This window comes from Candidatus Baltobacteraceae bacterium, assembly GCA_035502855.1.
Classification (GTDB): Bacteria; Vulcanimicrobiota; Vulcanimicrobiia; order Vulcanimicrobiales; family Vulcanimicrobiaceae; genus Aquilonibacter.
The window spans coordinates 238,721-253,283 of the sequence record DATJTX010000021.1; the positions used below are offsets into that span (position 1 = coordinate 238,721).

15 protein-coding genes are annotated in these 14,563 nt (G+C 64.2%); 5 read left to right on the forward strand and 10 right to left on the reverse strand.

All coding sequences use genetic code 11. The annotated features are described in order from the left end of the window. Positions 1–5: 5 nt before the first annotated feature. The 8 genes from VMF11_07395 to VMF11_07430 all read right to left on the reverse strand — a co-directional run bounded on the left by VMF11_07395 (position 6) and on the right by VMF11_07430 (position 7,703). Entirely contained in the window at positions 6–800 is a 795-nt protein-coding gene (locus VMF11_07395; GenBank protein HTU70132.1) for a metal ABC transporter permease, read from the reverse strand. 9 nt (positions 801–809) lie between these two features. Further along, positions 810–1,667, reverse strand: coding sequence for a metal ABC transporter permease (locus VMF11_07400; GenBank protein ID HTU70133.1), 858 nt, complete (start codon positions 1,665–1,667; stop codon positions 810–812). Next, complete coding sequence (locus tag VMF11_07405; GenBank protein HTU70134.1) at positions 1,664–2,488, reverse strand: ABC transporter ATP-binding protein; 825 nt, start codon at positions 2,486–2,488, stop codon at positions 1,664–1,666. Before VMF11_07405 ends, VMF11_07400 begins: the two co-directional genes overlap by 4 nt. Further along, complete coding sequence (locus VMF11_07410) at positions 2,443–3,339, reverse strand: zinc ABC transporter substrate-binding protein (protein ID HTU70135.1); 897 nt, start codon at positions 3,337–3,339, stop codon at positions 2,443–2,445. The genes VMF11_07405 and VMF11_07410 overlap by 46 nt, the downstream gene beginning before the upstream one ends. An 87-nt stretch (positions 3,340–3,426) precedes the next feature. Then, entirely contained in the window at positions 3,427–3,954 is a 528-nt protein-coding gene (locus VMF11_07415) for a cadherin repeat domain-containing protein (GenBank protein HTU70136.1), read from the reverse strand. Between the two features lie 15 nt (positions 3,955–3,969). Continuing rightward, entirely contained in the window at positions 3,970–4,575 is a 606-nt protein-coding gene (locus VMF11_07420) for a TlpA disulfide reductase family protein (GenBank protein HTU70137.1), read from the reverse strand. 57 nt (positions 4,576–4,632) lie between these two features. Beyond that, positions 4,633–7,119, reverse strand: a complete 2,487-nt coding sequence (locus VMF11_07425; GenBank protein ID HTU70138.1) for a TonB-dependent receptor — start codon at positions 7,117–7,119, stop codon at positions 4,633–4,635. Positions 7,120–7,145: 26 nt separating this feature from the next. Beyond that, complete coding sequence (locus VMF11_07430) at positions 7,146–7,703, reverse strand: hypothetical protein (GenBank protein ID HTU70139.1); 558 nt, start codon at positions 7,701–7,703, stop codon at positions 7,146–7,148. Between the two features lie 68 nt (positions 7,704–7,771). Between VMF11_07430 and VMF11_07435 the strand changes: the two genes are divergently transcribed. From VMF11_07435 to VMF11_07455, 5 genes are read left to right on the forward strand one after another with little or no spacing between them, the layout of a single operon-like run. After that, the gene (locus VMF11_07435) at positions 7,772–8,323 is read left to right on the forward strand and encodes a hypothetical protein (GenBank protein ID HTU70140.1); all 552 of its coding nucleotides are present in this window, start codon (positions 7,772–7,774) and stop codon (positions 8,321–8,323) included. 17 nt (positions 8,324–8,340) lie between these two features. Next, the gene (locus VMF11_07440; protein ID HTU70141.1) at positions 8,341–9,114 is read left to right on the forward strand and encodes a TIGR00282 family metallophosphoesterase; all 774 of its coding nucleotides are present in this window, start codon (positions 8,341–8,343) and stop codon (positions 9,112–9,114) included. Beyond that, positions 9,111–9,404 (forward strand): stage V sporulation protein S, encoded by a 294-nt coding sequence (locus VMF11_07445; GenBank protein HTU70142.1) that lies wholly within the window; start codon positions 9,111–9,113, stop codon positions 9,402–9,404. Before VMF11_07440 ends, VMF11_07445 begins: the two co-directional genes overlap by 4 nt. Continuing rightward, positions 9,401–10,204 carry a PHP domain-containing protein gene (locus VMF11_07450; GenBank protein HTU70143.1) on the forward strand — a complete coding sequence of 268 codons (804 nt, stop codon included), beginning with the start codon at positions 9,401–9,403 and terminating at the stop codon, positions 10,202–10,204. Before VMF11_07445 ends, VMF11_07450 begins: the two co-directional genes overlap by 4 nt. Then, a complete protein-coding gene (locus VMF11_07455) occupies positions 10,204–13,365 on the forward strand; it encodes a hypothetical protein (GenBank protein ID HTU70144.1) in 3,162 nt (1,053 codons plus the stop codon). Before VMF11_07450 ends, VMF11_07455 begins: the two co-directional genes overlap by 1 nt. Here the strand turns inward: VMF11_07455 and VMF11_07460 are convergent. Then, entirely contained in the window at positions 13,357–13,905 is a 549-nt protein-coding gene (locus tag VMF11_07460; protein ID HTU70145.1) for an arsinothricin resistance N-acetyltransferase ArsN1 family B, read from the reverse strand. The genes VMF11_07455 and VMF11_07460 overlap by 9 nt on opposite strands. Next, a complete protein-coding gene (locus tag VMF11_07465) occupies positions 13,902–14,528 on the reverse strand; it encodes a cyclodeaminase/cyclohydrolase family protein (GenBank protein HTU70146.1) in 627 nt (208 codons plus the stop codon). The genes VMF11_07460 and VMF11_07465 overlap by 4 nt, the downstream gene beginning before the upstream one ends. Positions 14,529–14,563 lie beyond the last annotated feature (35 nt).

The window sequence follows — 14,563 nt, forward strand, 5'->3', positions numbered from 1 at the left end:
AGCAATCACGCGCGAACGCGCTCGTTATAGACGCGCGCGGCAAGATACGTCGACGCGGCGAGGACCGAGATGATGAATCCTACCGGCAGCGTGGTGTAGTATGCGATGACGATGCCGCCCCAGCTGCACGTCAGGTTGAGCACCACCGCGAGCACGACCGCCTGCAGCGGATTCTTCGCAAGCAACGTCGCGGCCGCAGGCGGGGCGACGAGGAGTGCAAACACGAGCAGGCTGCCGACGATTGGAATCGTCGCGGCCGCGGCCAAGGCCAAGCACACTAAGAACGCCGAGTTCAGCCGCGTCAGCGGGACGCCGCGCGCCCGCGCTCCTTCGAGATTGACCGTGGCAAAGAGCATCGGACGAAACAGCGCGCCCAGCATAGCGAGCGTTATCAGCGCGAGCACGGCCGTACCGGCGACGGCCGAACGGCTGATGCCGACGATCGACCCGAAGAGGAGCGAAAAAACCGAGGTCGCGTAGGTGTTGTTCAAGACCAGGAAGAGCGCGCCGGTTCCGAGCGCGGCCGTCATCACCAGCGCCGTTGCTGCGTCGCGGCGCGCTCCACCGACGCTCAACACGCCGAGCCCCGCTGCACCCGCGAGCGCAAATGCAATCAGTCCCCACAGCGGTTCCAGTCTCAGCAGAACGGCGCCGGCGGCGCCGGCGAAACTGATCTGAGCGAGCGCGTGCGCCGCAAAACTGTTGGCGCGCAGCACGACGAAAATGCCGACGACTCCGGTGAGCACGGCAATAGCACCGCTCGCGAGGAACGCGTTTTGCATGTACGCTTGGCTCAACACGACGCGAACCTACTCCGCTTCCTCGTCGATCAGTACCGAGAGGCGGCGTCGACGTACCTCGGCGCGTGCCGCGACGAACGCGGCAAGCGAGAGTGCGCCCACGAAAAAGCTCACCGGCCAGCCCTTGCCGCCCGGCGGCCAGTAGTAGCTCTCGTAGGCCAGAGCGATGCTGAGGGTGATGACCGCAAGACCGATCGCCATCGAGAGCGCGATCGCCGCCGAGGTTCGCTTCGTCAAATAGGTTGCGGCCGAGGCGGGCCCCACCAGCAAGGCGGTCGTCAACAATACGCCGACCAATTGCGCGGCCTCGGCGACGGCGACGCCGAGCAGCACCAGAAACGCGCCGCCGATGAAACCCGGTGAAACACCGCGCGCCTCCGCGCTGTCCGGACTGATCGTCGAGTAGAGCAGCGGCCGGTACAGCACCGCGAGCGCGATCAATGCCGCGCTCCCGATGACGATCGTAACGTGCAGCACCTCGGCCTGCACCGCAAAGATCGAACCGAACAGCAGCGACGCCGGTTCGCTGACGTAGCGCGTTTGAATCCACAAAAACAGCGATCCGAGGCCGAGCGCCACGGTGAGCACCGTGCCGGTCGCGATGTCGCGCTCGCGCACGCGATCGCCCAGGCGGCTGATCAGCAGACTTCCCAGCACCGAAAACGTCAGCAGTCCCCCGAGCGGGCTCACGCCGGCCAGCGTTGCCCCGGCACCGCCGGTGAATCCGACATCGGTGATCGCGTGACCCGCGAACGATGCGCGGCGCATCACCACGAACACGCCGATCGCCCCGCACAGGACCGCGACGACCGCGCCGGCGATCAACGCCGCGCGCACTTCCGGGTCCACGAGCATCTGCGCGATCACGGATGAGCGCACGATTCGTCGCCGGCGACGACGATGACGCGATCGCCGACGCGCACGACGTCGACGTGATAACCGTAGAGATCCGAGAGGACGTCTTCCCTCACGACGTCGGCGACCGTTCCCACCACAGCGTGGCCCGAAGCCAGGTAGAGCACGCGCGACATCACGCCGGTGAGCGGGTTCATGTCGTGGGTCACGAAGAGCACGGTCATACCGCGTTCCCGGGCAAGGCGCGCGACGAGATTGACGATCTCTTGCCCGCTGCGCATGTCCAGATTCGAGAGCGGTTCGTCGAGCAGCAGAATCTTCGGCTGCTGCAACAGCACCTGTGCGATGAAGAGCCGCTGCTGCTCGCCGCCGGACAGGCTCCCGATCGGCTTATCCGCGTAGTCGGTCGCGTCAACGGCCTCGATCGCCTTCGCGATCTCTTGGCTGCGCGCGCGTGAGGGCAGCGCAAACCCCCAGCGCTCGCCGTCGAGCCCGAACGAGACGTAATCCGATCCGCGCAGCGGCAGGTCGGGATCGACGACCGTGCGTTGCGCGACGTACCCGATCGAACGGTTTCCGCGCCGAACCGGGCGGCCGAAGATCGAGACGGTTCCGCTGCTCGGCCGGATCAGCCCGAGCAAGGTGCGCAGCAGGGTGGTCTTACCCGCGCCGTTGGAGCCGATGATGCCGATGAATTCACCGGCCTCGACATCGAAGGTGATGTCGTGAAGAACGACGCGATCGCCGAGGCGTACGCTCAAGCGATCGACCGAGATCGGATGATCGCTCAGTACACGTGCTCCGTCGATGTTCCGTTTCGAAGTGCCCGCCAAACGGCTTGGACTTCGGCGAGCATCCAGCTCTGGTACGTCTGTCCTTCCGGCATCGTTTCGTAGACGCCGACCACCGGTACGCGCGCGGATCGCGCGACTTCGAGCAACTGGACCGTTGTCGGCTCGACCGTCTGCTGATTGTACACGAACATGCGCACCTCTCGGCCGCTCAATAGCGTCCGTACCGCCGAGACATCCTGCGGCGCGGGATCGTTCCCCTCTTCGATCGCCAATTGAAACGATCGCGGCGTCTTGATGTCCAGTCCGATCGCCTCCGCCGTGTAGTTGAACACCGGCTCGGTCACCGCGATCGGCGTACCGGCGTACCGTTTGCGCAGCAGCGCGATCTGCGTCAGCCAAGGCTGCAGCGAGCGTACGAAGCGCGCGCGGTTGGCCTCGAAGACCGCGCGATGCGCCGGATCCAACCGCTCGAGCGCGGTCGCGATCGCGCCGGCGACGAAGGGCATCGTCTGCGGGCGATACCAAAGATGCGGATTGTCGCCGGCATGCAGTCCGAGCGACGCTCCGACGTCGATGACCGCGCGGCCCGGATGCGGCGAGGCCGCTTCGAGTTTCTGCATGAAGGCGTCGTATCCGACACCGTTCTGCACGATCAAATCCGCCGATGCGACGAGCGAGGCGTCGCGCGTATCCGATTCGTACGAATGAGGATCGGTGTTCGGATTATTCAAAATGCTGGAGACGCGAACGTAGGGACCGCCGATCTGTGCGATCACGTTCGCGTAAAAGTTCTCCGCACCGACGGCCTCGAGCGGCTTCGCGCTCGCGGCAGCCGTTCCGGCCCCGACCAGGATCGCAGCGGCAAAAAGCCGCCCAAGAAGCTTCCACATCTATCTGATAATACATTATCAATAGGCAGAAGGCAACAGAGCGGCTCAACGCCGGCCGGACGCTCGCCGCACGATGCGGCCGAACGCTTACATCTTTGACATCGACGCCGCCTTGGCCGTCACGTGGAAGATCGACGTGTTCCCGTTGACGTCGACGGTGACCGTGTAGCTGCCGTTGGGCAGATAGACGTTGTTACCGTAGTGCGTCGACTGCGCGCCCTTGCCGATCGCCTGCATTTCGACGATCGGCAGGTTGCGTGCGGGACCCGACGCCGGGGCGTAGCGGATCGCTACGGTCGCGGTCGTCTGCGCTTTACCGGTTGCATTGTCGTAGACGTGGACGATGAGGTGGTGATTCGGGTGCGTCGGGGCATCGAGCCGGACCGGCGCGGCGCCGCGGACGACCAGCATGCCCGCTTTCGGATGCTCCTTGGCATACTGCGCCTGAGTGTAGAACGGTTCGGCCGGGAGCAGCTGCAGCACGATGCGGTATGGGCCCGCAACCTTCGTCATCGTGACGCCGGCGCCCATATTCATCGCCAGCGCCGGGAGGCCGATGGCCGCGGCGATCGCGAGCGCGAGGACCGAAGTGAAACGTGCAAATTGGTGTGTCATGTGCATAGCCCTTTCTTAGGATGTAACAGTACGCAGAGTAGCATCGAGGGTCGTGAACGACGTTTCGCCGCTCGTGAGGTACCGAATGCGATCGTGAGCGATGACGACGATCGTGGGATAGCCGCCTTGGAGATAGCTTCTGGCAACACGTAGCGACGGATCGAATGCGACCGGGTACCGGACGTTGAACGCTTGGATGAAGGCGGCTACGTCCCGCGCGCTTTCGGGCGACTGCCGGTCGGAGCCGTATGGGCTCGCGGTTACGGCGATGAAGCGAACGCGCGAGGAATATTTTTCGTAGAGGCGATTCATCGTCGCAGTCTCCCGTTGGCAATGCGGGCACCACGTCGCGAAGAGTTCGAGAAGAACCGGCTTACGCGCGCTGCTCAGCGAGAACCGGCCGCGATCGGTGGTGACGCTGAAATTCGGCGCCTGATCGCCGGTCGAGATGAAACTGAGGATCGGAGCCTGGGATGCGGCGCCCTGGACGCTGTGCCGGCCGGTGACGACGGCAAAGATGCCGAGGCAAACGACGAGCGCGACGCTCCCCCAGATCAGGTAGGGGCGTGCCGATGGTGACGATTTGCGGCGTGCTGCTGCGCGCCGAGATTGGCGAGACATGTGCAATCCTTATTCGAGTTGGAGCGCCGGGGGGCGTGCCGGCCCCCCGGAGCTTCCCTAGAACGGTTCCGTTACGCGGAACAAGAACGTGCGGCCATTGGCGATTTGGGTCGTGTTGAACCCGTTCGCGATCTTGATCACGTACTGATGGTTCAGCACGTTCAGCACGTCGAGCGAGATGCCGAGCCCTTGCGAGTTGGGGCCTTTGCCCGGCAACACGGTACGGCCGGCACTGAAGTCCAACGTCGTGTGCGCGGGAAGCGTGCCGTTCAGGCTTGCGCCGTTGACGTTTTGGAATTGCACCGGAAAGCCGCTGCCGTAATCGCCTTGCAGCGTTGCGAACCACGCGCGGGCCGCGCCGAATCGCGCCGTGTAACCGGCGGTCGAATCGACGGTTTGCGAGTGATCCTCGATGCCGAGCTGTGCGGGCGAGGAGATGGGGAGACCTTGGTTGACGTCGACCGGGAAGAGGAACGTACCGCCCGAAATGCCGCCGGCGTACGAACCGGAGATCGTCGAGGTCAGGAACCAGTCGTTCCCGTTGCCTTGGCGATCCTGCAGCCGGATCTCCAGTCCTTGGTTGTGTCCGATCGCGTTGTTGTAGACGGCGAAGAGCGGCGTGTTGAGCAGCTGGGTCGTGTCGAGTACGTTCACGACGTTCTTCTCGAAGAGATTGACCCAACCGGTCAGATTGCCGTCGAACGTGTGCTGCACCCCCATTTCGTAGTAACTGTCCATCTCGGGTTGCAGATCGTAGACCGGCGTTGTCGTGGCGCAGCCGCTCTGCGCCTGGAAGACCACGCACGCGTCGCGCACGTCTTCGAGGAGCGGCGCGGCGTAGTAGCGGCCGTAGAACACGTGGAAGACGTTCTTGCCGCCATCGGAGATGTTCACCCCGATGCGCGGCTCTATCATATAGCCGCTGGTGTAGCCGGTCGAATGATCGTAGCGCACGCCGTAGTTGAAGACGACGTTTTGTGTCGGCTGCCACTTGTCTTCGGCGTAGAGCCCGACCTGAGATCCGGCTTGCGCTTGCAGCGCCGGCGGTGCGGCGTAGTATCCGTTGGGGTAGCCGTTGGCAGGCGTGGCGGGGGTCGGGGTTTCTACCGCGCCGGTCGTCGGGTTGAGCGTCCCCGCGAGCGCGCAGTCGACGTAATAACACGCAAACTCTTGCGATCCGGTCGCGTTTTCGCGGTTGATGTCCATGCCGATCTTCCAGGTGTGGCGATCGCTGGAATGGAGCTCGGAGACGCGCAGGCCGATGTAGTTAGCGTAGGTGGCCGACTGCAAGCCGACGTTGTTGATGTAGTTGGGCGTGTAGCCGTCGACGTTGCAATCCGGATAGTTGTCGGAATCCCCGTCGGGGGCGCAGCCGAAGTTCGGCCCCATTCCGAGCACGTCGTTGGGAAAATCGCCGTCGTAATCGACCCGCGTCGAGCGGTACCAAGGGATCAACTGGAAGACGCTGTTGCCGTCCTTGGACACTTGCGTGAAGTTCAGGTTGGCGAAACGGTCGTACTCGAGCTGCGTGTCGTCGGTACCGGCCGGCGTATAGATCGGGTCGTTGGGATTATTCGGGTCGGTATTGATCGGAATCTGGAACTGCGAGAACTGATTGCCATAATCAAAGGCAATCGTCGATTGATCGCTCAGTTTCGTGACCCAGCGCAGAAACTCGTCGTTCGCCGAGCTGGCGTCGTGAATGGCTTGATAGGTCGGCGCGTCGAGACCGCGATTCGTGCTCGATCCGTTGAGACTGAGAAAGAGCTCGTTGTTGCCGAAGCGCGAGACCGTATCGAATTCGCCAAGCGCCTGTGCTTCATTTCCCGCTCCGCCGGTGATCGTGCCGTACGTGCCTTGGGGAATGTCCTCGAAGCGGTCGGTGATGATGTTGACGACGCCGCCGATGCGGTCGCCGCCGTATTCAGCCGGGATTGCCCCGGTGAGCACTTCGATCGAGTTGATGGATTTCGGATCGACGATCTCGGCGAAGTTCGACGTGGTCGCGAGCGGTAGCGGCGCACCGTCGATGTCGTACGTCACGCCGTGAAAGCCGTTGATCACCGGTTCGTTGTACGAGAACTGCACCACGCCCGGAACCGTCTCGATGAGGCGATTGAGGCTATCGCGCACCGGCGAGGTTTGAATTTCGGATTGGTCGATCGTCGTGGCGGCGACGGGCGTTCCACCGACGCCGGCGGTTGCCGTGACCGACGTGACGGCGATCGTTTTGAGCAGATCGAGATCGACCGTTGCGACCGCATCGGTATGGACGTCGACGTCGACCGTACGAGCCGTCGCGCCGCTTTCACTGACGGTCAGCCGGTAATGCCCGAACGGCACTGCCGCGAATGAGTACTCACCACGTGCGTTGGTACTGGTGGTGAAGCGCTGGCCCTCACCCGCGAGGATGACGGAAGCGCCGGACTGCGGCGTACCCGACTGGGTGATGACACCGTGCACCAACCCGGTCGCCGCCGCGAGAAGGGGTGATGCGGAGAAAAACAGGCACGCGGCAGCGATTGCCGCGATAAGTCGAGACATAGGGTCTCCTCTGAAGAGTAGTGATGCTAAACGGGGAGAAGCATCACGCCCGGCGGCGGCCGGGCAAAGCGCCGGTAGACGAAAACGGCGCGGCGCGCAGAGGAGCGATGAGCGAACCGGCGGCGATAACACACCGGGCGCCGGACGAAAGGCCGGGACGCGATCGCAAAGGCAAATTCGGCGATCGCACGCAGCAGCCACCCGAAAAGGAAGGAAATCGCGGCGGCGGCGGCCGCGAGGCTCAGAGCGATCAGCAGGATCGGCGCATCGTAGGGGTGGGGCGGTTCTACGCTCTCGATGAGCGCGAACCAGATCGTGGCCGCGGCCGCAAGCAGGGGAAGAGGCGGTACAAGCGTGCGAAGACGCGCCGCCAGAACCGAGCCCGTCGCGTACCGGCGCGCGCCCACGCACGCCAGGCTGCCGGCAAGGACGGCGAGCACTCCTGCGCCCGTCAAGGCCAAGAGCTCGACCGCTTGGTGGTAGCCGCCGCCGACCTGGTGGCTCTCGCCGTAGCTCATGGCGTGGGCCAAGAGCGAAGCGAGCAACCCAAGGACTGCGAGGCCGGGCAACTGCCGGGGTCTCACGATTGTTACCATTCTACATGGGCCGCAGGGTGTGCCTGGAGCCCGCGTCGTATCAGGTGGGCCCGATCATGAATAGCCGTCTTCCCTTAGAGAACGCTGATACCGTCAGCTTGGTGTGCGCACTGCTGGTGCGCTTCCCCGAACTGGCATCGATTCGCTCGATGCCGGCCGAGGGCAGCGTTCGTCTCACCTTTGCCGTGCGCGCGCGGCTGGACAAGCGCGCTCAGGCGGCGCTGGGTGAGGCGGTCGAGGATCACGTCAACGGCTATCTATTGCTCGCCAAAGACGAGGCGCACACGCTGCGCGTCGAGTGTGAAGGCGATCGGTCGACGACCTTCGTGCACGTGACCCGGGATACCGAGAGCTTCTCAAAGGACGAACTCGAGCTGCTCGTTTCGCTGCTGCGCGAGCGCTTCGCCGACGCGCTGGTCCACAATCCGCCGCCCGAGGATCATTTGGACGCCGATCCGGCGGCACAAGACGAAGCGGCAGTCTACGCGATCGAGGCGCTGCGCGATCCGACGCAGTCCAAGAGTCTGGTCGGCTTCCGCGAAGAAGCGCGGGTGTTGGTCTACTTTTTGAAATCACAACGGAAAGCGAAGGCGTCGTCTCGCCGTTAGAACCGTTAACCCTGCTGTTGATCGGTGACGTGGTCGGCTCGCCGGGCCGCGACACGCTCAAACGCTGCGTGCCGTTGGTACGCGACCAGTATCACGTTCACGCTTGTATCGCCAACGGTGAAAACGTTGCCGGCGGCTTCGGGCTGACCGCACAAACGGCGGACGAGCTCTTTGCCACCGGCGTCGATTTCATCACCAGCGGCAATCACATCTTTGACAAACGCGACTTCAAGACGTACCTGGACTCGAGCGATCGGGTGCTGCGTCCGGCGAACTACCCGCCGGGAAATCCGGGGAGAGGTCACGGAACGTTCGTGGCCGACGGCACGACGATCGGCGTGCTCAACGTGATGGGACGCACGTTCATGCCGCCGGTGGACGATCCGTTTCGGTGCGCGGATGCGCTGATCGACGAACTTCGCGCGCAGACGCCGGTCGTGATCGTCGACGTGCACGCCGAAGCGACCTCGGAGAAGGTTGCGCTCGCGCGCTTCCTCGACGGCCGAGCCTCGGCGATCTACGGAACCCACACGCACGTGCAGACCGCCGACGAGCAGATCCTTCCGGGCGGCACGGCCTACATCTCCGACCTCGGGATGACCGGGCCGACCGACGGCGTGATCGGCATGGAGCAAGCGGCCGTACTCGATCGCTTTATCACCGGGCTTTCCGATCGCTTCAGCGTGGAGAAATCCGGAACCAAACAGTTCTGCGCCGCGGTCGTACGCATCGATCGGTCCAGCGGGCACGCGGTCGAGATCAAGCGTATCTTTCAACGTGGCATAGCATGACTGATGAAGCGCACGAACCAGCCCCGGGCACGCTGAAGGTCTCGGCCAAGAGCAACCCCAACGCGGTCGCCGGCGCGCTTGCCGCGGTCATTCGCGAGCGCGATTGGGCCGAGATCCAAGCCGTGGGCGCGGGCGCGATCAACCAGGCGATCAAGGCCGTCGCGATTGCGCGCGGCTATCTCAGAGACAGCGGCCTCGACGTAATCTGCATCCCTTCGTTCATTACGATCGCGATCAGCGAGAATGAGCGAACCGCGATCTCGCTTGCGATCGAGCGCCGCAAGTCGTGATCGTCGACTTTCACAGTCACACCTCCGAGAGCGACGGCACCCTTACCCCGCAAGAGCTGGCCGAATTCATGGGCGAGCGGCGGGTCGAAGTATTTTCGATCAGCGATCACGATACGCTCAGCGCCTACGGAAAATTTACGCCGCCGCACGGATCGGTGACGGTGAGCGGTGTCGAGATCAATACCACGTACCGCGGGAACGAAGTACATCTGCTCGGTTACGGGATGCAGGTGGATTCACCCGAGTTGCTGGCTGTGCTCGAACGCAATCGCCATGCGCGCCGCGAGCGCGCGGCGCGCATGGCCGAGCAATTGCAGCGCGCGGGGTACGGCGTTACGTTCGACGACGTCCTGCGCGAGGCGCCGGACGCGAAGGCCCTGGGCCGTCCGCACGTGGCACGGGCGCTGATCACGCGCGGGATGGCGCCGGATATCGATTGGGCATTCCGCAACCTGCTGCGCAGCGGCATGCCCGGTTACGTGCCCTCACTCTACATCACGCCGCAACAGGCGATCGAGCGGATCACCGCGGCGGGCGGTGTCGCCGTTTTGGCACATCCGGGGCGTCTCAAAAACCGCGCGCTGATCGACGAACTCGTTCCGGCGGGGCTGCGCGGTTTGGAAGTCTTTTATCCGCTGCACGATACCGAAGATATCCAAATTTTTCGCGCGACTGCGGCGCGGTACGGCCTGGTGATGACGGCCGGCGCCGACTTTCATGATATACGTTACCATACCGGCGGCGTGGGAATGGAGGTGGAGCGCGAGGATATCACCCCGTTTTTGAAAATGGTGACCTGATGAAATCCAAGAGCTTTGCACTGATTGCGGCAACGCTCGTGATGATGGTCCTTCCCGCTGCCGCAAGCCCCGTCAATCCCTCCGCGCAAACCTTGATGAGCGCCATGCATTGGCGCAGCGTCGGTCCCGGCATCGGCGGCCGCGTGGTCGCGGTCGACGGCGTTCCCGGATCGCCCGACACGTTCTATTTTGGCGGTGTCGACGGCGGCGTCTGGCGCAGCACCGACTACGGGCTGGTCTGGACGAACCTTACCGACGGGAAGTTGAACGCATCGAACAGCATCGGTGCGATCGCCGTCGCGCCCTCGGATCCGCGCATCATCTACATCGGAACGGGCGAGAGCGACATTCGGGGCGACGTCGTCACCGGTGACGGCGTTTTCAAGTCGACCGACGCAGGCGAGACCTGGCGCTACGCGGGTTTGGTGCGAACGCATACGATCGGCAAGATCGTGGTAGATCCGCACAATTCGAGCGTCGTCTATGCAGTCTCGATGGGCCACGTCTTCAAGAGCAATCCCGACCGCGGCGTCTTCAAGTCGACCGACGGCGGGGCCACCTGGAAAAAAGTGCTCTTCGTCAACGATAAGACCGGCGCGATCGACCTGGTGATGGATCCGCACGACGCAAACGTGCTCTATGCCGCGATGTGGCAGGCCTACCGCACGCCCTGGACCCTGCAGGACGGCGGGCCCGGCAGCGGGCTGTACAAGACGATCGACGGCGGTGCGCATTGGACGAACCTCTCCCGCACGCCCGGTTTTCCGAAGGGACTGCTCGGGCGCATCGGCGTTACGGTCGCGGCGAGCGACCCGCGCGTCGTGTACTCGATCGTCCAAGCCAAAGACGGAGGCATCTTCCGCTCGAGCAACGGCGGTGCGAGCTGGACGCGCGTGAACGACCACATGGAACTGCGTCAGCGCGCCTTCTATTATATGGCGATTTACGCTGACCCGAAGGATCCGAATACGGTCTACGTTCCGCAGGTCGAGGCCCTTTGGGTTTCGCGAAACGGAGGCCGGAGTTTTACGCGCCTGCATACGCCGCACGGTGACAACCATATCGTTTGGGTCGATCCACGCAACACGAACGTTCTTCTCGAGGGGAACGACGGCGGAGCAACCGTCTCCACCGACGGCGGCAAGACCTGGAGCGGCGACCACAATCAGGCGACGGGGCAGTTCTACCACGTCGCACTTTCGGACGATCGATTCCCGTTCCGCATTTACGGCGCGCAGCAGGACGAGGGTTCATTCGAAGGACCCAGCGCGAGCGCGGACGGCATCATTCCTACCACCGACTGGAAGCGCACCGCCTACGGTGAAAGCACGTTCATCGCGCCGCAACCCGGTGACTCGAAAGTGGCGTACGGCAGCGGCTATTTCAGCATCATGCTGCGCTACGATCGGGGCATCGATGAATATCAAAGTGTGAGCCCGTGGCCGCTCTACCGCGAAGGCGCGTCCTCCGGTGAACTCAAGTATCGCTTCGGCTGGACGCATCCGATCTTGTTCTCGCCGGCCAATCCCAAAGAACTCCTCGTCGGCTCGCAGTACGTGCTGCGCAGCGACGACGAGGGGCAAACCTGGCAGAAGATCAGTCCCGATCTCACCCGCAACGTTGCGACGACGGAGGCGCCGAGCGGCGGTCCGATCGATCTGGATCAATCCAGCGCCGAAATCTTTCCCGATGTTTCGGCGCTGGCCGTCTCTCCGCTCGACGGTAACGTGATCTGGGCGGGGTCCGCCGACGGACTGGTGCACGTGACGACCGATGGCGGCGCGAACTGGTCGCTGGTTACGCCGCCGGCGTTGCCGCAGTGGGCCGAGATCTCTTCGATCGAAGCCTCGCACACCGAAAAGGGCACCGCGTATCTTTCGGCGTCGCGCTACATGTGGGACGACTTTCATCCGTACGTGTACGAAACGACCGATTACGGCAAGCATTGGTACACGATCACGAGCGGTTTACCGGACGACCAATACGTGTTCACCGTGCGTCAAGATCCCGACGACGCGCAGCTGCTCTTTGCTACGACCAAGAGCACGGTGTACGTGAGTCTTGACGGGGCCGCGCGCTGGCAACCGCTCACGCTCAACCTTCCCAACGTCCAAGTGCGCGACGTTGCGATCGACACGCGTCAGGGTGAGGTCGTCGTCGCGACGCATGGGCGATCGTTTTGGGCGCTCGACAATCTCGCGCTTCTCGAGCAATTGACGAAATCGTCGGCGCAGCACGCGGGCGGAGCGCAGCTCTTCGCGCCGCAAGCGGCGTGGCTCACGCACGTGTACGGCTCGAGCCCCTACGGCGGGGGAACGGCGACCGGCAACGGCGAGAACCCGCCGTTCGGGGCGACCGTGTTCTTCTACGTGCCGAAAAGCTATAACGGCAGGACGCCGGTCACGCTGACGTTCCGCGACGAGAAGGGCAATCTGATCCGCCGTTTCGCGCTGCACCGCAAGCCGGCGCCGCGCAAGCCGCGGGAGCCGGACGAACGGTTCCGTCCCACGCAAGAGGCGGCAAAGGCCTACGAACGGCTCACCGCGATCGCGCCGGGAATGAACAGCTTCCAGTGGGATCTGCGCTATGCCGACGCGACCGAAGTGACCGGCTTTGAACCGCCGGTGGCGGCGGGTGGCCTCGACGATACCGTCGAGGGGCCGCAGGTCGTGCCGGGCAACTACACGGTAACGCTCGATTACGGCGGAGCGACCGCGACGACGAGTTTCACCGTTGCGCTCGACCCGCGTATCAAGCTGCCGGACGACGCGCTTGCGGCGCGCTTGGACCTCGGGATGAAGATCCGTTCCGCGTTGGATACGCTCGATCGCACGATCGACACCGCAATTGCGACTCGCGAACGTTTGCGCGCAGCGGTGGCCGCTCATAAGGTCAGCGCCGCCCGCGCGGCGGGTGCGCTGGCGCAGCTCGACGCCGCAATCGACGGGGTGGTGCAGCTCGACATCCACTCGAGCGAAGGCACGCTGCTGCACGAAGCCAAGCTGCGCAGTTACCTCGCGTATTTGGCGGCCGGGGTCGATCTGGCGTACGTGAAGCCGACGCCCGCACAGTACGCGGTCTTCGACCAGCTCAGCGGCCAGGCCACGACCGGCGAGGCGAAACTCAAGAGCGCAACGGCGGCGGGGAACGCGCTACTGTAGACGAGCAAACGGGATTGGTTCGGGCGGCTGCGCATCGCCCTCATCGGGGCCGACGTCGCGCCCGAGCCACATCACGTCGTACCAGCGTCCGGCTTTCCAGCCGACACGGCGATAGATGCCGATGGGTTCGAAGCCCAGCGCGCGGTGAAGGCCAACGCTCGCGTCGTTCGGGAGCGCGACACCGGCATAGGCGCGCCGGAAGCCCTGTTGCTCGAGCAATGCGAGGAGACGATCGTAGAGCGCGCGCCCGATACCGCGACCGCGAAAACGTTCATCGAGATAGACGGACACGTCGACCGCCCAGCGGTATCCGGCGCGCTCGCGGTGTCGTCCCGCATAAGCATATCCTGCAATCGCGCCGTCGCACTCGGCCGCGAGCCAGGGTGTCTGCTCGAGGGTGCTGCGGATGCGCCGTTCCATCTCCGCGTCATTCGGCGGCTCGTTTTCGAACGATGCGTGTGTGCCCGCGACGATCGGCGCATAGATTGCGGCAAAGGCCTGCGCATCGTCTACCCTGGCTACGCGAATGATGAGGCTCACGAGCGGGGTGCGAGCATGACCGCGACGGCGCGGCGCACCGATGCGAGCTGCGCGGCGGCTTCGCGCTCGTAGCGTTCGAGAGCGTGCGTTTGCGCGTCGACCGCAGCCCGGTCGTGCATGAAGCGGTGATTGATGCGCACGTTATAGGCGCATGCGGCGAGAGCGGCGTGGGCGAACTCCGCCGCACAGCCGATATCGCTGACGAGATTCTTGTTGTTCAAGTCGAGCGCGCTCTGCGTGAGACGCAAAATTTCGAGGGCGTTGAGCGCCACCGCCAAGGGCTCGGCGGCGGCGTGCGCGAGCGCAAGTTCCAGCGCCGCGCGGCGCGCTTGCTTCTCGGCGTCGGTGGATTTGGGCATGGCGCTGGCGGCGACCACCCGGTCGAAGGCCGCTTCGTCGCGTTCGCGCGCGCGCACGAGCTCCTCCCGCAGAGCGTCGGCGCGTTCGACCAGCTCGAGCGCGAGCTGGTGAGCTGCCGCGTATTTCGGATTGGCCGAGGAAATCCGCGCCACCATCGCCACCAGCGCGGCTCCGGCGGCTGCGACCATGGTCGCAGCGCTGCCCCCGCCGGGGGTTGGCCATTCGCTGGCAAGTTGTGATAAGTATTCGGGGAGCGTCTCCACGCCGGGGGCTTTCCGCACCCGGCTCGAAAAGCGCT

What these genes read in the sequence shown, in the direction of transcription:
- VMF11_07410 (HTU70135.1), bottom strand. Translation starts at nt 3,339, where the DNA reads ATGTGGAAGCTTCTTGGGCGGCTTTTTGCCGCTGCGATCCTGGTCGGG.
- VMF11_07415 (HTU70136.1), bottom strand. Translation starts at nt 3,954, where the DNA reads ATGACACACCAATTTGCACGTTTCACTTCGGTCCTCGCGCTCGCGATC.
- VMF11_07420 (HTU70137.1), bottom strand. Translation starts at nt 4,575, where the DNA reads ATGTCTCGCCAATCTCGGCGCGCAGCAGCACGCCGCAAATCGTCACCA.
- VMF11_07425 (HTU70138.1), bottom strand. Translation starts at nt 7,119, where the DNA reads ATGTCTCGACTTATCGCGGCAATCGCTGCCGCGTGCCTGTTTTTCTCC.
- VMF11_07435 (HTU70140.1), top strand. Translation starts at nt 7,772, where the DNA reads ATGAATAGCCGTCTTCCCTTAGAGAACGCTGATACCGTCAGCTTGGTG.
- VMF11_07445 (HTU70142.1), top strand. Translation starts at nt 9,111, where the DNA reads ATGACTGATGAAGCGCACGAACCAGCCCCGGGCACGCTGAAGGTCTCG.
- VMF11_07455 (HTU70144.1), top strand. Translation starts at nt 10,204, where the DNA reads ATGAAATCCAAGAGCTTTGCACTGATTGCGGCAACGCTCGTGATGATG.